Consider the following 22,233-nt stretch of genomic DNA (forward strand, 5'->3'; position numbering starts at 1 on the left):
CTACCGCGCCTTCGTGCGCGGCGCGCTGCTGGAGACGGATGCGCGCACCGCCGAGCTGGTGAAGCTGGCGGAGAACGCGCATCGCGACGTGAACCTCGCCTTCGCCAACGAGCTGGCGGCGATCTGCGCGCGGCTCGGCGTGGATGCGCGCCGCGCCATCGCGCTCGCGAACCGGCATCCGCGCGTCGACATCCTGGCGCCCGGCGCCGGTGTGGGCGGGCATTGCATCCCCGTCGATCCCTGGTTCCTGGCCCAGGCGGCGCCGGAGGATGCCGCGCTGATCCGCGCGGCGCGGGCGGTGAACGATGCGGTGCCGGGGCGCGTGGTGGCGGCGATCCGCGCTGCCTGCGGGCGCTTCGCCGCGCCGCGCGTCGCCTGCCTCGGCCTCGCCTACAAGCCGGATGTCGCGGATGTGCGGGAGAGCCCGGCCATGGCCATCGTGCGCAGCCTGGTGGCGGAGGGTCTTCCGGTGCTCGTCAGCGATCCCTTCGTCACCGAGGTGCCGCCGGGCGCGGTGCGGCGCGAGGCCGAGGAGGCGATCGCCGCGGCCGATGTCGTGGCGGCGCTGGTGCCGCACACCGTCTTCCGCGCCCTTGCGCCGCGCCTCTTCGCGGGCAAGGCCGTGATCGATCCGGTCGGCCTGCTGGCCGGCGCCGCGCCGCGGTGAACGGGCAGGCGGGCGCTACTCCACGGTCACGCTCTTGGCCAGGTTGCGCGGCTGGTCCACGTCGGTGCCCTTCAGCACCGCGACGTGATAGGCCAGCAGCTGCACCGGGATGGCGTGCAGGATGGGCGCGGAGAAGGCGCCGACGGTCGGCAGCTCGATCACATGCTCGGCGAAGCGCCGCAGCGCCGGCGCGCCCTCCGCATCGGTGAAGGCCATCACACGGCCGCCGCGCGCCGCCGCCTCCTGCAGGTTGCTGCAGGTCTTCTCGAAGAGCGGGCCGGAAGGACACAGCGCGATCACCGGCACGGCGGAATCGATCAGCGCGATCGGGCCGTGCTTCATCTCGCCCGCCGCGTAGCCCTCGGCATGGATGTAGCTGATCTCCTTCAGCTTCAGCGCGCCTTCCAGCGCGATCGGGTAGAGGCTGCCGCGGCCGAGGAACAGCACGTCGCGCGCCTTCGCGACTTCGGCGGCGAGCGCGCGGATCTCGGCATCGCGCTCCAGGATCGCCGCGGCATGGCCCGGCACGGAGAGCAGCGCCTGGGTCAGCCGCCCCTCATCCACCTGCGACAGGCGCCTGCGCGCGCGGCCGAAGCCCACCGCCAGGCAGGCCAGCACCGCGAGCTGCGCGGTGAAGGCCTTGGTCGAGGCGACGCCGACCTCCGGCCCCGCCACCGTCAGCAGCGCCGCGTCGGAGGCGCGCGCCATCGTGCTCTCCGGCACGTTGACGATGGAGAGCACGTTCTGCCCGCCCTCCTTCAGCAGGCGCAGCGCGGCCATGGTGTCCGCCGTCTCGCCGGACTGGCTGACCAGGATCGCCCCGCCCCCCTCGGCCAGCGGCGGGTCGCGGTAGCGCAATTCGCTCGCGACATCGGCCTCGCAGGGGATGCGGGCCAGCTTCTCGATCCAGTAGCGGCCGACATGGGCGGCGAGGAAGGCGCTGCCGCAGGCGGTCAGCGTCAGCCGCGGCACCGTCGCGGGATCGAAGGGCAGGCGCGGCAGGCGCACCTCCAGCGTGCCGGGGTCGAGATACTGCCGCAGCGTGTCGCCGAGCACCGCCGGGTGCTCGTGCAGCTCCTTCTCCATGAAGTGGCGGTAGTTGCCCTTGCCGACCGCGGCGCCGGAGACGGCGGTCTGCACCACCGGGCGTTCCACCGCCGCATCGGCGGCGTCGAAGAAGGTCGCGCCTTCGTCGGTGATCACCACCCAGTCGCCTTCCTCGAGATAGGCGATGCGGCGCGTCAGGGGCGCGAGGGCCAGTGCGTCGGACCCCAGGAACATCTCGCCCTCGCCGAAGCCGACGGCGAGCGGCGCGCCCTGCCGGGCGCCGAGCAGCAGGCGGGGGTGGCCGGCGAAGACGGCGGCGATGGCGAAGGCGCCATGCACGCGCTTCAGCGTGGCGGCGAAGGCGGCGACGGGCGCCATGCCGCCGGCCAGGTGCTTGTCCAGCAGCCGCACGAAGGTCTCGGTGTCGGTCTCGGTCTCGAACAGCGCGCCGTCGGATTCCAGCTCGGCGCGCAGCTCGGCATGGTTCTCGATGATGCCGTTATGCACCACGGCGACGCGGGAGGTGGCGTGGGGATGGGCGTTGCGCTCGGTCGGCGCGCCATGCGTCGCCCAGCGGGTGTGGCCGATGCCGGTGGTGCCGTTGAGCGGCGTTCGTTCCAGCACGCCGGCCAGGTTGCCGAGCTTGCCCTCCGCCCGGCGGCGGTCGATCCCGTCCGGCACCAGGGTGGCGATGCCGGCGCTGTCATAGCCGCGGTATTCCAGGCGCCGCAGCGCATCCAGCAGCAGCGGCGCCGCAGAGGCCCGACCGATCACTCCGACGATCCCGCACATGCGGAGCAGTCTCCCTGTTCTGCGCGCGCCCGCGCGACCTGTTCCGCGCGCGGCCGCGCGCCCTTACTCTAACTGTAGCGCCTTCCCGGCGGAATGTGGCCCGTTCGCCCGGCTGCTCACGACCTGTTTCCCGGTCTTGCGCGCCGCATGGCAGCCCGGCGCAACCGCGGATTGACCGCCGCCCGACCGCGGCGCAGCCTTTCCGCCCTCGCCCCCAGGAGCCCTGCCGTCATGGCTGCATCCCCGCTGCCCGACCAGGCACAGACGGGCCGGGATGCGCGGATCATCGCGCTGATCGGCACCGGGCACTTCCTCAGCCACTTCTACATGCTCTGCCTGCCGCCGCTGTTCCTGGTCTGGCGCGCCGAATTCGACGTCTCCTATGCGCAGCTCGGTCTTGCCGTGGCGTTGATGAGCGCGGTGACGGCGGCGCTGCAGACACCCGTTGGGTTCCTGGTGGACCGCTACGGGGCGCGGCCCTTCCTGGTGGGCGGCGTGCTGCTGATGGCGCTGTCCATCGCGGCGATGGCCTTCGCGCCGGGCTACTGGGCGATCCTGCTGCTGGCGCTGCTCTCGGGCGTCGGCAATTCGGTGATCCACCCGGCCGATTACGCGATCCTCGGCGCCTCGATCGACCGCGCGCGCATCGGGCGCGCCTTCGCGCTGCACACCTTCACCGGCAATCTCGGCTTCGCCTTCGGCCCGCCGGTGATCGCGGCGCTGCTGCTGGTGATGGACTGGCGGCCGGCGCTGCTGATCCTCGGCCTGCTCGGCGTGCCCGTGGCCGCGGCGATCCTGTGGCAGAGCCGCATCCTGCAGGACCAGGCGAAGCCCAAGGACCGCGGCGCGCAGCCGAGCGGGCGCGAGCTGCTGCTCTCGCGCCCGATTCTGCTCTTCTTCGGCTTCTTCCTGCTCTCCGCCATGGCGGGCACGGCGATCCAGGCCTTCTCGATCACCGTGCTGGGCAAGCTGTGGGGCACCCCGGTCGCCGTCGCCTCGCTGGCGCTGACCGGCTACATGGCCGGCGCGACGGGGGGCACGCTGGTGGGCGGCTGGTTCGCCGACCGCTCCACCCGGCACTTCGCCTTCATCGTCGGCCTGACCTGCGCGGCCGCCGCGCTGCTGATGGCGCTCGGCACCGTGCCGATGCCGGACTGGCTGATCCCGCTGGTCGCGGGCGCGGCGGGGCTGGCCATGGGCGCCTCCCGCACGCCGCGCGACGTGATGCTGAAGGAAGCGGTGCCGCCGGGGCAGATGGGCAAGGTGTTCGGCTTCGTCTCCTCCGGGCTGCCGCTCGGCGGCGCGATCACGCCGGTGCCCTTCGGCTTCCTGATCGATCTCGGCCTGGCCTGGCTGGTGCTGCCCGCCGCGGCGGCGCTGCTGCTGGCGTCCCTGCTCTGCATGGGCGGCGCGGCCGAGGCCGCGCGGCGCGCCCGGCCGGTGCCGCCGCCGCTGCCCGCGGAGTAGCGCGTGGACGCGCTGGACGCGGCGCTCCGGCTGCTGGACTGGATCGGGATCGCGGCCTTCGCCGCCTCCGGCGCGCTGGTCGCCAGCCGGAAGCAGATGGATGCGGTGGGCTTCATGCTGATCGCCTGCGTCACCGGCTTCGGCGGCGGCACGCTGCGCGACCTGCTGCTCGGCCGCACGCCGCTGTTCTGGCTGCAGCGGCCGGAGCTGCTCGCCATCGCCGCCGGCGCGGCGCTGATCGTCTTCTTCACCGCGCATCTGGTCGAGAGCCGCTTTCGCGCGCTGCTCTGGGTGGATGCCATCGGCATGGCGCTCTACGCCGTGGTGGGGGCCGAGATCGCGCTCATCGCCGGCGCCGATCCCTGGGCCGCGGTGCTGCTCGGCGTGCTGACGGCCACCGGCGGCGGCATCCTGCGCGACGTGATCTGCAACGAGCTGCCGCTGATCCTGCGCCGCGAGATCTACATCACCGCCGCGGCGGCGGCCGCGGTCACCTATGTGGCGTTGCGCCTGGCGCCGCTGCCGCGGGATGTCGCGCTGGTCTCCGGCATCCTGATCGGCTTCGCGATCCGGGCGGCGGCGATCGTCCGGGGCTGGTCGCTGCCGGCCTACAAGTCCCGCCCGGCGCGCGACTATCCCGACCGGCGCTGATCAGGCGCAGCGACCCGCTGCGTCCGGCGCGTCGAAGCCCTCGAACTCGGCCTCATGCGAGGCCGCCTCGACCCAGAGCAGCTTCTGCGCACCCGGCAGGATCCGCGCTTCGCCGGCGATGAGGCGGTTGCCGTCGAGGGCGGAGACGCGCCGGTAGCGCAGCGAGGCACCATCCGGCCCGAGCTGCCAGTCGCGCACCGGCAGGGTCCGGCAGAACAGCAGCAGCCGCACCGCCATCTGGCCGGTGCGGTCGGGCGTGAGCAGCAGCCGCGCGGCGCCGCCATCGCCGCGCAGCCGCGCCGTCCGCCCGATCCAGTCGCGGAAGGGCGGGACGGGGAGCGGCGCCGCCTGCGCGGCGCCGGCCAGGGCCAGCGCCGGCATGGCGAGCACCGAGCGGCGCGCGAGTTGCATCATGACAGGACGCGATCCTGCCACGACATGCCGCGCCGCAGCATTCCGATGTTGTTACCAATAGTTGCAGCGCGCCCACTCGGCGACGATCCGCCCGCCCCGCAGCACATGGTAGCGCTCATGCGCCGCGGCGGTGAGGCAGGCATGGTTCGGCACCACCCGCAGCCGGGCGCCGACCGGCAGACGGTCGAAGGGCAGGGGCGTGTCGCCGGCGGCGCGGACCTCGCCATGCTCCTGGTGGACGCGCACCACCATCGCCTCACCGGGCAGGGGCTTGCCGTCGAGGTCCAGCACACGGCCGAATTGCCAGTCATGCGGCGCGTTCTGGGTGCTGCGGTCCTTCGACAGCGCGAGCGCGCCCGCATCCAGCAGCACCGTGCCGCGCGCGGGATAGCGCCCGATCACGCTGGCCAGCACGGTGACGGCGATGTCCTCCAGCGGATGGGTGCCGATCTGGCCCTGGAAGAGGTCGCCCAGCATGTAGACGCCCGCGCGCATCTCCGTGACGCCGTCGAGATGCGCGGCGTAGAGCGCGGTGGGGGAGGCGCCGGCCGAGACGATGCGCACCGGGTGGCCCGCGGCGCGCAGCCGTTCCGCCGCGCGCACCACGCCGGCGCGTTCCGCCTCCGCGATGGCGGCCATCTCCGCCACGCTCCGCCCGGCATAGGAATGGCCGGAATGGGAAGCGACGCCCGCCAGGCGCGGGCCGAGCGCGGCGCCGATGGCGAGCAGCTCGTCGCTGTCCGGTGCGACGCCGGCACGCGCCTCGCCGACATCCACCTCGATCAGCGCGTCCAGCCTGCCGGGATGCGCGGCGATGGCGCGGGCGGTGTCGAGGTCGTCGGTGATGACCTTCACGGCGTTGCCCGCCGCGTTGAGTGCCGCGACGGCGTCGAGCTTCGCCGGCACGATGCCGACGGCGTAGATCTGGTCCCGGAAGCCGTGATCGGCGAAGGTGCGCGCCTCGGCCAGCGTGCTGACGGTGATCGGGCCCTTGCCCGGTGCGGCCATCTCCGCGATCTGGGCGTTCTTCGCCGTCTTCATGTGCGGCCGCAGGATCACGCCGGGATGCCGCGCCATGGCGGCGGCCATGCGGGCGATGTTGCGCTCCAGGATGTCGAGGTCGAGCAGCAGGCAGGGCGTGGGAAGCGCGAGAAGATCCTTCACAGCGCGACGCCCAGCATCTCCGCGTAGCGCGGCGTGGATTTCAGGCCGGTGCCGGTCAGCACCACCACCGTCCTCTCCGCCGCGCCGATCTTCTTGTTCGTTATCAGCTTGGTGAAGGCCGCGGCGGCCTGGGCGCAGGTGGGCTCGACATAGATGCCGGTGCGGGCGAGGGCGAGGGAGGCCTCGGCGATCTCCGCTTCCTCCAGCAGCACCGCGCCGCCTTCGCTTTCGCGCAGCGCCGTGAGGCATTCCGGCAGGCGCAGCGGCTGCGCGATGGCGGTGCCTTCCGCGATGGTCGGCTTCGCGTCCGTTGCCGGCAGGCCTAGGGCCGCGCGCGCGATGGGTCCGCAATTGGCCGGCTGCGCCGCCCAGATGCGCGGCAGTTTTCCGAGTTGCCCGGCCCGCATGAGTTCCGAAAACCCGAGCCAGCAGCCCAGCACGTTCGACCCCGCACCGCAGGGCACGATGACGTTGTCGGGGGCCGCGAACGAAAAATCCTCCCACAGTTCGTAGGCGAGGGTTTTCGTTCCCTCCAGGAAGAAGGGATGCCAGTTGTGGCTGGCGTAGAAGATCTCGCTCGCCTTGTTCAGCGCGGCGTCCGCGCAGTCCTGGCGGGAGCCGGGGATCAGCTCGATGGCCGCCCCCGCCGCGCGCGACTGCACGGTCTTGGCGGGGCTGGTGCTGGCGGGGACGAAGATCGTCGCGGCCATCCCGCCGGCCGCCGCATAGGCGCTGACGGCGGCGCCGCCATTGCCCGAGGAATCCTCCAGCACGGCCGAAACACCCTGGTCGCGCAGCAGCGACAGCATCACGGAGGCGCCACGATCCTTGAAGCTGCCGGTCGGCATGAACCATTCGCATTTCAGCAGCGCCGTGCCGCCCGGCAGCGCACGCTCCACCAGCGGCGTGCAGCCCTCTCCCATGCTGATCGGCGCCTTGGGGGCGAAGGGAAAGGCGGCCGCGTAGCGCCAGATGCTGCGCTCGTTCCGCGCGATCTCCTCGCGCGCAATGCCCTTGCGGGGCGTGAGCATCAGCGGCTCTCGGGCATCGCCGCTCCAGCGCGGCGCATCGAGCGGCCAGGTCCGGCCGGTGCGGGGGTCGAGGTAGGACTGCATGGGCCGCACTCTCCCTTGCGGGCGGCCGCCGGGCAAGCGAGGCTCCGGGCATGCCAGACCTGACCGACCCCGTCCTGAAGCTTGCCGCGGAGCTCGTTGCGATCGACAGCCGCAGCTTCGTCTCCAACATCCCGGTCGCGGACCGGATCGAGCGCGAGCTGGCCGGCTTCGAGCTGGAGCGGCTGGACTACGTGGACGCGAACGGCGTCGCGAAGCGCGCGCTGGTGGCGCACAAGGGGCCGAAGGGCGGCTATGCCCTCTCCGGCCACATGGACACGGTGCCGGCGACGGGGTGGGAGAGCGACCCCTGGGCGCCGCTTCTGGACGAGGCCGGGCTGCTGCACGGCCTCGGCAGCGTGGACATGAAGGGGCAGGTGGCGGCGGCGATCGTCGCTGCGCAGCGCGCGCCGAAGGACGTGCCGGTGACGCTGCTGATCACGGCCGACGAGGAAACCACCAAGGCCGGCGCCAAGCAGATCGCGAAGGAGAGCCGGCTGGCGCAGTCGCTCCGCCTCAGGGGCATCATCGTCGCGGAGCCGACCAGCCTGGCGCCGGTGCGCGGCCATCGCAGCCACATCGCCTTCATGGCGATCGCGCGCGGCGTGCAGGCGCATTCCTCCACCGGCAAGGGCGAGAACGCCAACTGGAAGCTGCTGCCCTTCCTCTCCGCGATGCGCGGCGTCTTCGACCGGCTGCGCAGCGATGCCTCGCTGCAGGATGCCGACTACGAGCCGCCCTTCTCCGATTTCAACCTGGTGCTGGACAACCACGGCACGGCGCTGAACGTGACGGTGGCGAAGGCGACCGCGCACATCAAGTTCCGCTACAGCGCGAAGGTGGATCCCAGGCCGGTGGTGGATGCGGTGCGCGGCGCGGCGAAGGAGTCCGGGCTCGACCTGCAGGAGCAGTGGGAGGGCAGTCCGCCGGAGCTGCCGGCGGATCATCCGCTGGTGGCGCTCGGCGTAAAACTCTCCGGAAAGCCGCCGCGTACGGCGCCTTACGGGACGGATGCCAGCGAATTGCAGGTGCTGGCGCCGTGCCTGGTGCTGGGACCCGGCGATGTGGGGCTGGCGCATACCCCGCGCGAGAGCGTGCGCGCGGCGGAACTGGTGGCGGCGGTGCCGCTGTTCGGCAAGGTGCTGGCGGGGGGGGGGGGGGGGGGGGGGGGGGGGGGGGGGGGGGGGGGGGGGCGGGGCGGGGGGGGGGGGCGCGGCGGGGGGGGGGGGGCGGGGGCCCCCCCCCCCCCCCCCCCCCGCGTCGGGTGCCTCAGAGGACGAAGTCGTTGAGGACCATGTCCGTCGTGTAGCCCTGCAGCGTGACCATGAACTCCGCGGTCGCGTTGTCGCCGTCGGTGTTCACCATCACGATGGTGTCGCCGCCCGACTTGAACCAGGCCACCTGGTTGTTGGCGGTGAAGATCGTGCTCTCCGTCGCCAGGAAGGTCAGGGTCCCCGGGAAGGCCGAGAAGTCCAGGACCTCGCTGCCGTCGAAGTCGGTGATGACGTCGTTGGTGTCGTCGGTGGACAGGAACACGAAGCGGTCCGTGCCGCCATTGCCGGCCGTCGTGTCCGCGCCGTAGCCGCCGACAATGGTATCGTTCTCATCATTGCCGGCAATCGAGTCGTTGCCCGAGCCGCCATACAGGCTGTCGCCACCATCGCCGCCCAGGATGGTATCGGCACCAGGCCCGCCATAGACGCGGTCGTCGTCGTCGCCTCCGCTCAGGCTGTCGGCGCCGTCCTGGCCGTAGATGCTGTCGGCGCCGTCATCGCCCCGGATGGTGTCGTTGTCGTCGCCGCCGAGCAGCGCGTCGTTGCCCTCGCCGCCGCGGATGCTGTCGGCGCCGCCCTCGCCGTCGGCGTAGTCGTTGTCGTCGCCCGTGTTGATCCGGTCGTTGCCGTCGCCACCGAGGACGGCATCGTTCCCGTCGCCGGTGGAGATGGTGTCGTTGCCGCCGTTGCCGTCGTAGCGCTGGGCGCCGTTATCGCTGCTGTAGTTGTTGCCGCTGTCGTTGCCCTGCGTGTAGCTGCCGCCCGGCTGGGTCGGCAGGGTGGGGCTGTCGTTCGGATCGCCCGTGCCCGTGTTCGGGCTCGGCAGGGTCGCGTCCGTCACCGGCTCGTCGGCGCCGGCGATGTCCACCACGATGGTCGTGAAGGATCCATCCGCCGAGGTGACCGTCAGCGAATCCTGCACGGTGTCGCTCGCACCGAGCGCCTGCACATTGGCGTCGCCATTGCGCAGCGTGTAGGTCCAGGCACCCGTCGCCAGGGTGAAGGTGAAGTCGCCATACACGCCGGCGAGGGCGCTGGTGGAGGCGAAGACGCCCTCGCCCGCATCCACATCGTCCACCGTCAGCGTGCCGCCGGCGATCAGCGTGCCGTCTTCCTGCACGGCGCCGCTGTCGTCGCCGCCGAAGGTCGCCGCGTCGTTCACGGCGTTGACGGTGATGTTCACCACCTGCGTGGCGGTCCCGCCATTGCCGTCGCTGATCGTCACCGTGAAGGCGTCGGCGCCGTTGAAGTCGGCGTTGGGCGTGTAGGTGAAGGTGCCGTCGGCGCTGTTGACCACGACGCTGCCATGGGCCGGGCCGTCGCCGGCTTCCACCGTGTAGGCGAGGGTGTCGCCGTCCACGTCATCGGCATCCACATCGCCGAGGATCTGCGTGTCCTCGTTGCCCGTGCCGCCCGTGAAGCCCTGCGCCACCGGGTCGTCGTTCACCGGCAGGACGGTCACTTCCACGAAGACCGACGTTTCGCCGCCCTGGCCGTCGCTGATCGTCACGGTGAAGCCGTCGCTGCCGTTGTAGTTGGCATCCGGCGTGTAGACGTAGCTGCCGTCGTTGCTGAACACGACGCTGCCATGCGCCGGCCCGTCGCCGGGCAGCACGGCGTAGGTCAGGGGATCGCCGTTCGGGTCCGTCGCGCCGACGCTGCCGGTGATCTCGGTGTCCTCGTCGCCGATGCCGCCGGCGGGCAGGGCCGCCACCGGGGGCGCGTTCTCCGTCGCGAGGACCAGGTCGTCGGCGGACCAGCCGGTCTGGTTGCCCACCACGGAGCCGAGGGTGAGGTTCTTGGAACCGCCATCCACGAAGGCCTGGAAGAAGCCGCTGGTGTCGCCCTGGTACTGCTGGTTGCCGTTGAACCAGATCGTCTGGTTCAGGAAGTTGATCGTCACCTTGGTCATGTGGGCGAGGACGCCGAGGGACAGCTCGCCGGCGGAGCCGTCCTGGACGAAGCCGCCCTGCAGGTCGCCATTGGTGTCGCGGATGGTCGCGCCGTCGCTGTCGATGACGATCTCGGTGCTGGCGCCGCCAAGGACCTTCACGGTGAAGGAGGCCTGCGAGAGCAGGCGGCCCTGCTGGATTTCGAAGTTGATGGACTCGCCGTCATTGATGCGGACCGCGTTGCCCGAGGTCTCGAACCCGCTGCCGCCGATGAAGCCGAAGCCGATGTCGTTCGAGAACACCACGCGGTTGCCGGCGTCGGCGGCGTCGATGCTGGCGCTGTCGAGCTTGCCGGACCCGGCCTTGCCGAGGCCCGTGATCACGATCGGGTCGTCGGCGTCATCGAGGTTGCCGGTGGTGTCCACCAGGCGGCCGCCGCCGGACATGTCGGCGATGTTGTAGGCCTCGACGCCCATGCCCACGCGCAGGTCGCCGGTGGAGTTCACCTGGCCGGAGACGGCGGTGTCCACGCTGCCGTCGAGCACATTGACGCCGAGGGCGGCCATCTCGGCCGCGGTGGCGGAGAAGGCGAGGAACTGCTGCCACTCGCTGCCGGTGAAGTCGAAGGTGCCGTTGGACACCGTGCGGGTGGCGAAGTCCGAGGCGTCGCTCAGGACCTCGAGCTGGGCTCCGGTGTTGCCGCCGTTGACGAAGTCAACGGCTCGCGAGCCGAACCAGATGTATTCGGTTGTTGCGGTGACAGGGATGGACATGGCGGGTTCCTCGCCCGAGTACCTTCGGGTGCGGAACTCTTACCATTCTGAAACCAATCGCTCCACTAACCGACAGTTGATCAATTTTATAGACAAAATCGCGCGAATGTCAGGAATTGTGTGTGACCGCGCGCTTTTTCGATCTCCCTGGTTGCTCAATATCGAGAAAATGCGCGGTAGGGTTGTATCGTCGCTGCTGCAGGAACGACGCGCCCGGGCCGCTGGACGTGCCATCCAGTCAGCGTCTCAATTTTGGAGCCGCGCGGGTGGCTCTCGTCAAGGGGTGGGTGGGCCGGCACGCGGATTGCACCGCTGGCCCGACCAGGGGCCGCCCTGGCACGGACAGGCCCGTTCGGCCGAACCGCGAGGCGGTCCTGCCGAACGGGCGCTCCTCTGGCGCCTCAGAGGATGAAGTTGGCCTGCGCCATGGTCAGGGTCTGGCTCTGGATCGTCAGCATGAACTCGGCCGTCGCCGTGTTGCCGTCGAGTTCGGCGATGATGATCGTGTTCCCGCCCTGGTTGTACCAGGAGACGCTGTAGGCGCTGGCGAAGCCCTGGCTGGCGGTGGCGTTGAAGCCCAGCGTGCCGGAATAGAGATCCGCGAAGTCGAGCATGTCCTCGGACTGGAGGTAGCCGCCCGACACGATCACGTCGTTGGTATCCCTGGCGTGGACGAAGCGGAACAGGTCCGCTCCGGCCCCGCCGCTCAGCGTATCCGCGCCGTAGCCGCCCACGATGGTGTCGGCGCCGTCGCCGCCGGAGATGCTGTCGGCCCCGGAGCCACCGAACAGCGCGTCATTGGCCAGGTCGCCCAGGATCGTGTCCGCGCCGGCCTGGCCGTAGATGATGTCGCCGTCGGCCTCGCCGTTGATCGAATCCGCACCGCCATAGCCATACACGGTATCGCCGCCATTCCCGGCGGCGATCGTGTCGTTGCCGGTGGTGCCGGTGAAGACGTTCGGCTGGCCGACGCCGTTCGGGTTGCGGACCACCGACGTCGTCGCACCCGGGCCGGTTGCGTCGGTCGGGTCCCCGGTGCCGGTGAAGGCGCTGGGCAGGGTCGCGGCCGTCACCGGCTCGTTCGCGCCGGCGATGTTCACCGTGATGCTGGTGCTGGTGCCGTCCATCGAGAAGACGGTCAGGCTGTCCTGCACGGCATCGCCGGTGTTCAGCGCCTGCACGTTGGCGTCGGTGTTGCGCAGCGTGTAGGTCCAGGCGCCGGTGCCGAGGGTGAAGGTGAAGTTGCCATAGGTGCCGGTCAGCGTGCCGGTGGAGGCGAAGGCGGCCTGCGCCGGGCCGTCCACATCCGCCACGGTCAGCGTGCCGCCGGCCAGCAGCGTGCCGTCCTCCGCCACATTGCCGCTGCTGGTGCCGCCGAAGGTGGCCGGGTCGTTCACCGCGTTGACGGTGACGCTCACCACCTGCGGGGTGAGGCCGCCATTGCCGTCATTGGCGACGACGGTGAAGCTGTCGGTGCCGTTGAAGTTGGCGTTGGGCGTGTAGCTCCAGCCGCCGGTGCTGGCGTTGATCGCGGCGGTGCCTTTGGCGCCCTGGGCCTGGATGGAGAAGGTCGGCACGTCGCCATCCACGTCGGCGGCGTCGAGGTCGCCGGTGATGACCGTGTCCTCGTTGCCGCTGCCCGAGGTGTTGCCGGAGACGGTGGGCACGTCGTTCACCGCGTTGACGGTGACGCTCACCACCTGCGGGGTGAGGCCGCCCTTGCCGTCATTGGCCAGCACGGTGAAGCTGTCGGTGCCGTTGAAGTTGGCGTTGGGCGTGTAGGTCCAGCCGCCGGTGGTGGCGTTGATCGCGGCGGTGCCGTTGGCACCCTGGGCCTGGATGGAGAAGGTCGAGACGTCGCCATCCACATCGGCGGCGTCGAGGTCGCCGGTGATGACCGTATCCTCGTTGCCGCTGCCGGAGGTGTTGCCCGAGACGGTCGGCGCATCGTTCACCGCGTTGACGGTGACGGTCACCAGCTGGGCGGTGCTGCCGCCCTTGCCGTCGCTGATCGTGACCGTGAAGCTGTCGGTGCCGTTGAAGTTGGCGTTGGGCGTGTAGCTCCAGCCGCCGGTGCTGGCGTTGATCGCGGCGGTGCCGTTGGCGCCCTGGGCCTGGATGGAGAAGGTCGGCACGTCGCCATCCACGTCGGCGGCGTCGAGGTCGCCGGTGATGACCGTATCCTCGTTGCCGCTGCCGGAGGTGTTGCCGGAGACGGTGGGCGCGTCGTTCACCGCGTTGACGGTGACGGTCACCAGCTGGGCGGTGCTGCCGCCCTTGCCGTCGCTGATCGTGACCGTGAAGCTGTCGGTGCCGTTGTAGTTCGCCGCCGGCGTGTAGGTGAACTCGCCGGTTGCGCCATTCACCACCACGCCGCCATGGGCCGGGCCGTCGCCGCCCAGGACCTGATACAGCAGCGTGTCACCGTTCGGATCGGTGGCGTTCACGTCGCCGATGATGACGGTGTCCTCGTTGCCGGTGCCGCCGGTGTAGCCCTGCGCCACGGGCGCCTGGTTCACCGGCGCCGTCGTCGGCGCTTCGGTCGCCAGCACCAGATCGTCGGCCGACCAGCCGGTCTGGTTGCCGACGGCGGAGCCCAGCGTGAGGTGCTTCGATCCGCCGGCCTCGAAGGCGTCGAAGAAGCCGCTGGTGTTGCCGAGGAACGGGGTGGCGCCGTTGAACCAGATCGTCTTGTTCACGTAGTTGATCGTCACCTTGGTGCCATGCGCCAGCACGCCCAGGTTCAGCTCGCCGGCCGAGCCGTCCTGGACGAAGCCGCCTTGCAGGTCGCCATTGGTGTCGCGGATGGTGATGCCGTCGCTGTCCAGGATCACCTGGGTGCTGCCGGAATTCACCACCTTCACGGTGAAGGAGGCCTGCAGCAGGACCTTGCCCTGCCTGATCTCGAAATTGATGGCGTCGCCGTCGTTCAGGCGCAGCGCATTGGCGGAGCCGCCGCTGTCCGTGCCGCTGCCGTTGATCAGGCCGAAGCCGAGCTCGTTCGAGAAGACCACCCGGTTGCCGACGTCGGACGCCTCGATCGAGGCGCCGTCCAGCCTGTTGCCGTTCGCCTTGCCGAGGCCGGTGATGGCGATCGGGTCGTCGCTGTCGTCGAGCGTGTCCGTCACGTCCACCAGGCGTCCGCCGCCGGACATGTCGGCGATGTTGTAGGCCTCGACGCCCATGCCGACGCGCAGGTCGCCGGTGGTGTTCACCTGGCCGGAGATGGCGGTGTCCACGCTGCCGTCGAGGACGTTGACGCCGAGGGCCGCCATCTCGGCCGCGGTGCCGGAGAAGGCGAGGAATTGCTGCCACTCGCTGCCGGTGACGTCGAAGGTGCCGTTGGACAGCGTGCGGGTGGCGAAGTCGCTCGACTGGTCGAGCACCTCGAACTGCGGCCCGGTGCTGCCGCCGCCTTCGAACATGACGGCGCGCGAGCCGAACCAGACGTATTCCACGGATGTGGACGGGGCGATGGACATGGGGTTTTGCCTTGGCGCCGATGGCATGGTGCCTCGGCTGGCGCGCTTCTTGTCGGTCGGCGATCGCCGTTCCAGCCACCGGCGGTTGTCTTCCCTCGTGCCGATGCGCGCGCCGCAGATTGTCACGCCATGTCGGCTATCCTGCGCCCCACGCCGGCCGACGCGCCATCCGCGGCCGACCGGGACCATTTCCCAAATGAAACCGTGACTTCGCCGCGGGGCGCGAGCCGCGGAAGGCCTGTCCTCATGCGCCGTCCGCATCGCGGCGGAGGATCGGGCCGCGGCGGCGGGCCATGCGCGCCAGACAACTTCATACAAGATTTCCCCCGGTCGCCAGGCGTCCGGGGAACCGGCCGGCGGGGGCGGCGGGCGCCTTCGCGCCGCCGCCCCGGCGGATCAGAGGATGAAGTCCTGGGCCGTCGCGTCCTGGCGCAGCGTGTGCAGCCCGATCAGCTCCACCTCCATGTCGGGCCGGCCATCGCCGGTGGTCTCCAGCTGCACCAGCGTGTTGCCGCTGGCCAGGTGCTGGTAGCGGATCTGGCCGCCGGCGAATTCGCCGCGCATGAAGTCCTGCGTGCCCATGAAGACGAAGGCGTCGTCCACCCCGCCGGGCCGCGCATCGATCGCCGAGAAGTCGAGCTTGTCGCCAGGCAGCCCGAAGCGGCTGGCGGTGAAATCCGTCACCACGTCGCGCCCGGTTCCGGGGAAGCTCTCGGTCAGGCTGCGCCAGACGAAGGTGTCGAGCCCGGCTCCGCCGGTCAGCACGTCGCGCCCGACGCCGCCTTCAAGGCTGTCGAAGCCGCTGCCGCCCTCCAGCGTGTCGGCCCCGGCGCCGCCACGCAGGATGTCGTTGCCGAGGTCGCCGCGCAGGATGTCGTTGCCGGCGCCGCCGTCCAGCGTGTCCGCCTCCGTGCCGCCATCCAGCAGGTCGTCGCCGGTGCCGCCGAGCAGCACGTCGTTGCCCGCGCCGCCGTAGAGCTGGTCGTTGTCGGCGCCGCCATCGAGCCGGTCGGCTCCGCCCTCGCCGCGCAGCGTGTCCGCGCCGGCGCCGCCGAAGAGCTGGTCGTTGCCCGCGCCGGCGGCGCCGGCCACGTCGCCCATCAGCAGGTCGTTGCCGTCATCGCCGAACAGCCGGTCGCTGCCGGCGCCGCCCTGGATCACGTCCCGGCCGAAGCCGCCGTTCAGCACGTCGTTCCCCGTGCCGCCGTCGATGCTGTCGTCGCCGAACCCGCCATCCGCCGTGTCGTTGCCGCTGCCGCCGAGGATCGTGTCGGTGCCGTCGCCGCCCAGCAGCTGGTCGGCATCGGCGCCGCCGTCGAGATGGTCGTCGCCGATGCCGCCCCGCAGCGTGTCGCGCCCGTTGCCGCCCAGCAGCCGGTCATTGTCCTCGAAGCCCTCGAGCATGTCGTCGCCGTCGCCGCCGTAGAGGGTGTCGTTGCCGTCATGGCCGAACAGCGTGTCGTTGCCCGTGCCGCCGCGCAGCAGGTCGCGGCCGGCGCCGCCATGCAGGTAGTCGTCGCCCGCGTCGCCATCCAGCGTGTCGTTGCCGGCGCCCGCCATGAGGGCGTCGTCGCCCTCGAAGCCGCGGGCGCGGTTGTTGCCGTCATAGAGGAACAGCGTCTCGCCGAAGAGGCCGGTGGCGCGCCAGCCGGTGAAGTCGTCGTCGGCGTCCGTGCCGCGGTGGGTGATGATGGTCATGGGTCCGCTCCGTCCTCGGGCCGCGGGATGCGGCGTCGGGGAGAGGATGCGGCGGCGGGGGCGCGGCTGCCTGTTCCGCCGGTGACAGCCCGGGCGACGTCAGTGCGCGACGGCGCGCGCGGCCTCCGCATAGCCGATGCGGCGCTCCGGCGGCACGGGATGCCGGCCGGCGACGCGCTCCAGCAGCAGGCGCGCATCCGCCTGAAGGCCCGCCTTCATGGCGGCATCGAGGAAGAGCTGTTCCAGCACGTCCTGCTGCGCGTGGCTGCCGCCGAGCCGGTACAGCGCCCCGAGCGCGGGCCGAAGCGCCGCCACGGCATCTGCGAAGCGGCCCTGGCGATGCGCCAGCGCGGCCCGGCAGGCGGGCAGCGCGGCCTCGCGCAGGATCGCGGCATGCGCCGTGTTGCCGCGCCCCGCTTCTTCCACTGCCTGCAGCATGCGGTGCGCGGCCGCCTCGCGTCCCGTCGCGGCCAGCGCCATCATCCAGTGCGGCTGGGTGAAGGCGGAGAGCGTGTCTCCGATGCGCGCCTCCGCCTTGTCCGCCAGCTCGGTCCAGCGATCGCCCACCGGCACGCCCTGCCGCTCCAGCCGCCACAGCATCGAGGCGGCGTTCTGCACATCCACGTAGAGATCGGGCATCGCCTGGGTGACGGGCGAGGCATGGTTGCGGAAGCGGCCGTCATAGAGGCGCAGCACGGCGTCGAACTCGGCGCGCTCCACATGGAACATCGCCTGGTGCCACCAGAGGTGGTGCATCAGGTTGCTGCCGCCTTCCCAATGCGGTTCCTGTGCGGTCAGCCAGGCGATCCCCTCGGCGCGGCGGCCCTGCATCTCCAGCACATGCGCCACGCCATGCGTCGCCCAGATGTCGGCCGGGTCGAGCGCGACGGCGGCGCGGCCGGAATGCTCCGCGACGGTGTAGTTGCCGCATTCCTCGTTGGCGAAGCAGCGGGCGGCGAGGACGGCGCCGAAGCCCGGGACATCGTCCGACCAGTGCGGCAGCGCCCGCTCGACGACCGAGAGCATGCGCTCGGCGGCGCCGAGCCAGAAGGCCTGGAAGTGGTGCATGCGAAGGGCGAGGAGATCGCGCGGATGGCTTGCCAGGATGTGCTCCCAGATCGCCAGCGCTGCGTCGGTCCGGCCTTCCGTGACCGCGCGCAGCGCGGCGACATGGGCGCGTTCGCGGTCATTGGCGGGCAGCGCGGCGGCCCGCGCGAGCGCGGCCTCTGCGCGCGGCACCAGCGCCTTGTTGAAGGCAAGCAGCGCGAAGTGGCCGGAGAGCACATGGGCCATCGGCGCCGCGGGATCGAGGGCGAGCAGCGGCTTCAGCCGCGCCCCGGCGTCGAAGCGATAGAGGACATACCCCTCGATCACATGGTCGAAGGCGCGGGCGGCCTCCGCCGAGGCGATGGTGAGGTCCAGGCCCTGTGCGTCGCGCGGCATGTCAGAAGCTCTCCACCCAGGGGCGCACCGTGATCTCATGCGCCCAGGCGCTGCGATGCTGGCCGAGCGCGGCGAAGGCGGCCTCGGCGATCGCCTCGGGATCGAGCAGCGTGTCCTCGCCGGGATCGGGCCGGCGCGCGCTGCGGATCCCGCCATCCACCACGATGTGCACCACATGGATGCCCTGCGGGTGCAACTCGCGCGCCATCGCCTCGCCGAGGCCGCGCAGCGCGAACTTGCCCATGGCGAAGGGCGCCGAGCGCGGAAAGCCCTTCACGCCGGCCGAGGCGCCGGTGAGCAGGATGGCGCCGCGCCCGCGCTCCGTCATCGGCCGCGCCAGCATGCGCCGTGCCGCCTGCTGCGCCACCAGGAACGCGCCGAAGGCGCAGACCTCCAGCGTGCGGCGGACCCCCTCGACATCGAGATCCACCAGCGGCCCGCGCACGCGGAAGGACGGGTTGTAGAGCACCACCTCGGCGCCGGCGGCCTCGGGCGCGTCGAACAGCGCCGCCACCTGCGCCGGGTCCGCGGCATCGCAGGCATGGGTCGTGGCGCCGGTCTCGGCCGCGAGCGCGCCGAGCTTCTCCACGTTCCGCGCTGCGAGCGCCACGGCATAGCCCGCGCGTGCCAGGCGGCGCGCGAAGGACGCCGAGAAGCCGTCACCCGCGCCGACGATCAGGGCCTGCTTCGCTGACGCCACCGTCTTCCTCCGTCTGTGCAACCCATGGTCGCATTGCCGCGCGCGGACCTCGTGTCGTTGCGCCGCCCGGCGGTAGCGCGTAGCCTCGGCAAGAGCGGAACGAACCGCCTGCGTCACCCAGGGCGAGGAGGAGCGAGCATGGCCGGGTCGTGGCAGGTCTTCAATGGGCGACGCTTCTACACCGGCGACAACGGCCCCGAGACCGCGAACGGCACCGATGATCCGGAAACGCTCAGTGGCCGCGCGGGCGACGATGCGCTCTATGGCGGCGGCGGCAACGATGCGATCGACGGTGGCCACGGCAACGACACGCTGTTCGGCGGGCCGGGCGACGACGCGCTGTGGGACGGCTCCGACCTCAGCGGCGGCGGCGTCGGCCCGATCGGTCGCGACCGGCTGAACGGCGAGGAGGGCGACGACATCCTGCGCGTCTGGTCGCCGGATACCGGCGACTTCGCCGATGGCGGCCCGGGCATCGACACGCTGGAGGTCCGCTTCAACCACAACATCGGCCCGCTTCCCGGCAACCCGCCCGTCACCTTCGTGCTGATCCCGGGCGCCACGAGCCCGATCCGGCTGAACGGGATCAACACCGTCGTCGTCAGCAATGTCGAGAAGCTGTTCTTCGTCGGCAACACCGGGGCGGACTTCATCGTCGGCGCGGAATACGACGACACCCTCGTCGGCAATGGCGGCGACGACATCCTGCGCGGCGGCGGCGGGAACGATTCGCTCGATTCCGGCACCGGCCAGGTGAATGTGGATGGCGGCGACGGCCTGGATCGCGTGGCCTTCGACCTGTCGGGCGCGACGGCGCCGATCACCGTGCGCAATCTTCCCACCATCCCGCTCGGCGGCTTCGGCACGATCCGCAACGTGGAGATCCTGTCCGACTTCAAGCTCGGTTCCGGCAACGACCGCGTGCTCCTGACGCAGGCCGGCTCGGCGAGCTTCGAGACCGGAGCGGGTTCCGACCTGGTCATCGCGACCGGCCAGGTCTGGGCCAGCACCGGCAGCGGCGGCGACCGGCTCGTGCTCGGCGATGGCGACGACTTCGTCGATCCCGGCACCGGCGCGGACCTGGTGCGGCTCGGCGGCGGCGACGACCGGCTCGACTACACCGAGACGCGCAGCCGCGCCGGCACCGACCCCGACACGGTCTATGGCGAGGACGGCAACGATGCCATCTACACGCCCTCCGGCAACGACCAGCTGGATGGCGGGGAGGGCAACGACACGCTCTTCGCCGGCGGCGGCGCGGACCTAGTCATCGGCGGGGCCGGCAATGACAGCGTGAATGCCGAGGGCGGCAGCGACACGGTGTTCGGCCTCGCCGGCAACGACACGATCGAGACCGACTACGACTACTGGACCGATTCCACGCCTGCCGAGGCCGATGCCGCCTATGGCGGCGATGGCGACGACAGCCTCTCGGGCGGCCTCGGCGCCGACACGCTGGATGGCGGCGCCGGCGACGACACCATCGCGCCCGCCTTCCGGATCTATGGCGGCCCAGGCCTGGTCTTCGACACCGCGGCGGATTCGATACGCGGCGGCGCCGGCAACGACATGCTGGCGATCTCGAACCTGATCAGCGGCGGCGAGACGCATGTGGCGAAGGTGCATCTGCGCTCCTCCGTCACGCACATCGTTGTCAATGGCGACATCATCGGCAGCGCGCGGCAGTTCGAGGCGCTGGATGTCGCGATCTTCGGAGAGGCGGGCCACGACATCCGCGGCGGCGCGCTCGGCGACCGCATCCGCGTCGGCAACGGCAACGACAGCATCTCCACCGGCGACGGCGCCGACACGATCGATGCCAGCTATCGCGGCTCCGACACGGTGATCGCGGGCGACGGCGCGGACCGCGTGACGCTCACGCTCGACCGGACGGACGTGGTCCTCCTCGGCGGCGGCGACGACGTGCTGACCGCCTATGGCATCTACGCGTCCGATCCCGCGCCGACGCCCGGCGGCGGCCTGCTGGACGGCGGCGACGGCTTCGACACGCTGGTGCTCTCGGGCGGCGGGCGCGGCGTGTCGCTCAACGGCAACCAGCTGGTGATCGAGGGCGTGGTCGTCGGCGCGGTGATCAACTTCGAGCGCATCCAGTTTTCCGGCTCCGCGCTCAGCGAAAGCCTGCGCGGATCGGACAGCGACGACGTGATCCTGCTGGCCGGCGGCGACGACACCGGGCTCGGCGAGGACGGCGCCGACAGCCTCGACGGCGCGGCGGGCAACGACAGCCTGTTCGGCGGCGCCGGCGCGGACACGCTGAACGGCGGCACCGGAGCGGACACGCTGCTCGGCGGGGCGGATGACGACCTGCTGCTGCTGAGCTTCGACGCCGGCGCCGACAGCGTGAATGGCGGCGGCGGCTTCGACCTCCTGCGCCTCAGCGGCGCGCCGGTGGGCGCGGTGGTGATGTCCGGCAGCTTCCCCGGCAGCGTGACGATCACCGTCGGCGGGGCGACCGCGCTCTCGCTGTTCGGCGTGGACGCGATCGCGATCGGGGGCGGCAGCGGCGCCGACAGCCTGTTCGGCGGCAATGCGGCGGACACGCTCGACGGCGGCGCGGGCGCCGACACGCTGCGCGGCAATGGCGGGGACGACCTGCTGATCAGCAACAACGGCCAGGGGCCGGACCGGCTGGACGGCGGCGGCGGCATCGACATCGCGCGCGTCAGCCGCAGTTCGGCCGCCGAGACTTTCGTGGTGGACCTCGCCGGCGGCGCCACCCAGACGCTTGCGGACGGCACCGTGCTCGTCGCCATCGAACGGCTCGACTTCCGCGGCGGCGGCGGTGACGACACGCTGCTGGGCGGCGCCTTCGACGACACCCTGGCCGGCAATGCCGGCGCGGATTCCATCCAGGGCGGCAATGGCAACGACAGCCTCGATGCCGGCAGCGGAGCCGCCGCCGACACGGTGCTCGGCGGCGCGGGCGACGACACCGTCGCCAGTTCCGGGCTCGGGGCGGACCTGCTCCAGGGCGGCCTCGGCGATGGCGACCTGCTGTCGCTGAACCGCTTCGCCGAGGCGTCCGGCTTCCTGCTGGACATCGCGCTCGTCGCCCAGCAGCTGCTGCCCGACGGCACGACGATCGAAGGCTTCGAGCGTGTGCAGGTCACCGGCGGGCTCGGCGCCGACACGCTCTCGGGCGGCGCGCTGCAGGACACGCTGTCGGGGAACGCCGGCGACGACCTGCTGGCCGGCGCGGGCGGCAACGACCTGCTCGATGGCGGGGAGGGTGCCGACAGCCTGGCCGGCGATGCCGGCGCCGACACGCTGGCGGGCGGCGTCGGCGCGGACACGCTGGCCGGCGGCGCCGATGCCGACCGCTTCCGCTTCGACAGCCTGGCGACCGGCGGCCTCGACCGGATCACCGACTTCACCGCCTCCGACAGCCTCGCCGTCTCGCGCTTCGGCTTCAGCACGGCGCTGGTCTCGGGCGGCGCGGTCGTGCTGGTCAGCGGCAGCGATCCCGTCGCGGCGGCGTTGGGCCCGGTGTTCCTCTACGACACGGACAGCGGCGTGCTGGCCTTCGACGCGGACGGTTCCAATGCCGGCGCGGCGGTGGCCTTCGCGGAGCTGCTTTCGGGCGGTGCGCCGGCCGCCCTCGACGCCGGGCAGATCCTGGTGCTGTGACGCGATCGG

Annotated in this window: 14 protein-coding genes; 5 read left to right on the forward strand and 9 right to left on the reverse strand. The window is 71.5% G+C overall.

What is annotated here, in order from left to right:
• On the forward strand, positions 1 to 667 hold a 667-nt coding region (locus AC1MIR_RS18435; RefSeq protein ID WP_480029652.1), incomplete at its 5' end, for a nucleotide sugar dehydrogenase.
• A gap of 15 nt (positions 668 to 682) precedes the next feature.
• Here AC1MIR_RS18435 and glmS read toward each other — a convergent pair.
• Positions 683 to 2,506, reverse strand: coding sequence for a glutamine--fructose-6-phosphate transaminase (isomerizing) (gene glmS / locus AC1MIR_RS18440; protein WP_480029653.1), 1,824 nt, complete (start codon positions 2,504 to 2,506; stop codon positions 683 to 685).
• Between the two features lie 231 nt (positions 2,507 to 2,737).
• Between glmS and AC1MIR_RS18445 the strand changes: the two genes are divergently transcribed.
• Both AC1MIR_RS18445 and AC1MIR_RS18450 read left to right on the forward strand, forming a co-directional pair.
• On the forward strand, positions 2,738 to 3,973 hold the full coding sequence (locus AC1MIR_RS18445; RefSeq protein ID WP_480029654.1) for an MFS transporter: 1,236 nt from the start codon (positions 2,738 to 2,740) through the stop codon (positions 3,971 to 3,973).
• Positions 3,974 to 3,976: 3 nt separating this feature from the next.
• Complete coding sequence (locus AC1MIR_RS18450) at positions 3,977 to 4,624, forward strand: trimeric intracellular cation channel family protein (RefSeq protein ID WP_480029655.1); 648 nt, start codon at positions 3,977 to 3,979, stop codon at positions 4,622 to 4,624.
• Here the strand turns inward: AC1MIR_RS18450 and AC1MIR_RS18455 are convergent, their stop codons facing one another.
• From AC1MIR_RS18455 to AC1MIR_RS18465, 3 genes are read right to left on the reverse strand one after another with little or no spacing between them, the layout of a single operon-like run.
• Positions 4,625 to 5,038 (reverse strand): hypothetical protein, encoded by a 414-nt coding sequence (locus tag AC1MIR_RS18455; protein WP_480029656.1) that lies wholly within the window; start codon positions 5,036 to 5,038, stop codon positions 4,625 to 4,627.
• A 51-nt stretch (positions 5,039 to 5,089) separates the two neighbouring features.
• Positions 5,090 to 6,202: an alanine racemase gene (locus AC1MIR_RS18460; RefSeq protein WP_480029657.1), complete on the reverse strand. Its 1,113-nt coding sequence runs from the start codon at positions 6,200 to 6,202 to the stop codon at positions 5,090 to 5,092.
• Positions 6,199 to 7,317, reverse strand: a complete 1,119-nt coding sequence (locus AC1MIR_RS18465) for a pyridoxal-phosphate dependent enzyme (RefSeq protein ID WP_480029658.1) — start codon at positions 7,315 to 7,317, stop codon at positions 6,199 to 6,201. Before AC1MIR_RS18465 ends, AC1MIR_RS18460 begins: the two co-directional genes overlap by 4 nt.
• A gap of 50 nt (positions 7,318 to 7,367) precedes the next feature.
• Between AC1MIR_RS18465 and AC1MIR_RS18470 the strand changes: the two genes are divergently transcribed.
• The gene (locus tag AC1MIR_RS18470) at positions 7,368 to 8,603 is read left to right on the forward strand and encodes a M20/M25/M40 family metallo-hydrolase (RefSeq protein ID WP_480029659.1); all 1,236 of its coding nucleotides are present in this window, start codon (positions 7,368 to 7,370) and stop codon (positions 8,601 to 8,603) included.
• On the opposite strand, the gene AC1MIR_RS18475 is transcribed toward AC1MIR_RS18470, so the two are convergent.
• The 5 genes from AC1MIR_RS18475 to AC1MIR_RS18495 all read right to left on the reverse strand — a co-directional run bounded on the left by AC1MIR_RS18475 (position 8,584) and on the right by AC1MIR_RS18495 (position 18,576).
• The gene (locus tag AC1MIR_RS18475) at positions 8,584 to 11,253 is read right to left on the reverse strand and encodes a tandem-95 repeat protein (RefSeq protein WP_480029660.1); all 2,670 of its coding nucleotides are present in this window, start codon (positions 11,251 to 11,253) and stop codon (positions 8,584 to 8,586) included. The genes AC1MIR_RS18470 and AC1MIR_RS18475 overlap by 20 nt on opposite strands.
• A gap of 401 nt (positions 11,254 to 11,654) precedes the next feature.
• Complete coding sequence (locus AC1MIR_RS18480; RefSeq protein ID WP_480029661.1) at positions 11,655 to 14,735, reverse strand: tandem-95 repeat protein; 3,081 nt, start codon at positions 14,733 to 14,735, stop codon at positions 11,655 to 11,657.
• Between the two features lie 396 nt (positions 14,736 to 15,131).
• A complete protein-coding gene (locus tag AC1MIR_RS18485; RefSeq protein ID WP_480029662.1) occupies positions 15,132 to 16,433 on the reverse strand; it encodes a calcium-binding protein in 1,302 nt (433 codons plus the stop codon).
• Between the two features lie 99 nt (positions 16,434 to 16,532).
• Positions 16,533 to 17,876, reverse strand: a complete 1,344-nt coding sequence (locus tag AC1MIR_RS18490) for a tetratricopeptide repeat protein (protein ID WP_480029663.1) — start codon at positions 17,874 to 17,876, stop codon at positions 16,533 to 16,535.
• A 1-nt stretch (position 17,877) separates the two neighbouring features.
• Positions 17,878 to 18,576, reverse strand: a complete 699-nt coding sequence (locus AC1MIR_RS18495; RefSeq protein ID WP_480029664.1) for an SDR family NAD(P)-dependent oxidoreductase — start codon at positions 18,574 to 18,576, stop codon at positions 17,878 to 17,880.
• Between the two features lie 138 nt (positions 18,577 to 18,714).
• On the opposite strand from AC1MIR_RS18495, the gene AC1MIR_RS18500 reads away from it, so the two are divergent.
• Positions 18,715 to 22,224, forward strand: a complete 3,510-nt coding sequence (locus AC1MIR_RS18500) for a beta strand repeat-containing protein (protein WP_480029665.1) — start codon at positions 18,715 to 18,717, stop codon at positions 22,222 to 22,224.
• The last annotated feature ends 9 nt before the right edge of the window (positions 22,225 to 22,233 follow it).

The organism is Falsiroseomonas sp. RANM36, from assembly GCF_056682175.1.

Excerpts from the sequence above, each read along its gene's own strand:
- AC1MIR_RS18455 (WP_480029656.1), bottom strand. The coding sequence starts at position 5,038 with ATGATGCAACTCGCGCGCCGCTCGGTGCTCGCCATGCCGGCGCTGGCC.
- AC1MIR_RS18470 (WP_480029659.1), top strand. The coding sequence starts at position 7,368 with ATGCCAGACCTGACCGACCCCGTCCTGAAGCTTGCCGCGGAGCTCGTT.
- AC1MIR_RS18480 (WP_480029661.1), bottom strand. The coding sequence starts at position 14,735 with ATGTCCATCGCCCCGTCCACATCCGTGGAATACGTCTGGTTCGGCTCG.
- AC1MIR_RS18500 (WP_480029665.1), top strand. The coding sequence starts at position 18,715 with ATGGCCGGGTCGTGGCAGGTCTTCAATGGGCGACGCTTCTACACCGGC.
- AC1MIR_RS18475 (WP_480029660.1), bottom strand. The coding sequence starts at position 11,253 with ATGTCCATCCCTGTCACCGCAACAACCGAATACATCTGGTTCGGCTCG.
- AC1MIR_RS18465 (WP_480029658.1), bottom strand. The coding sequence starts at position 7,317 with ATGCAGTCCTACCTCGACCCCCGCACCGGCCGGACCTGGCCGCTCGAT.
- glmS (WP_480029653.1), bottom strand. The coding sequence starts at position 2,506 with ATGTGCGGGATCGTCGGAGTGATCGGTCGGGCCTCTGCGGCGCCGCTG.
- AC1MIR_RS18485 (WP_480029662.1), bottom strand. The coding sequence starts at position 16,433 with ATGACCATCATCACCCACCGCGGCACGGACGCCGACGACGACTTCACC.
- AC1MIR_RS18490 (WP_480029663.1), bottom strand. The coding sequence starts at position 17,876 with ATGCCGCGCGACGCACAGGGCCTGGACCTCACCATCGCCTCGGCGGAG.
- AC1MIR_RS18445 (WP_480029654.1), top strand. The coding sequence starts at position 2,738 with ATGGCTGCATCCCCGCTGCCCGACCAGGCACAGACGGGCCGGGATGCG.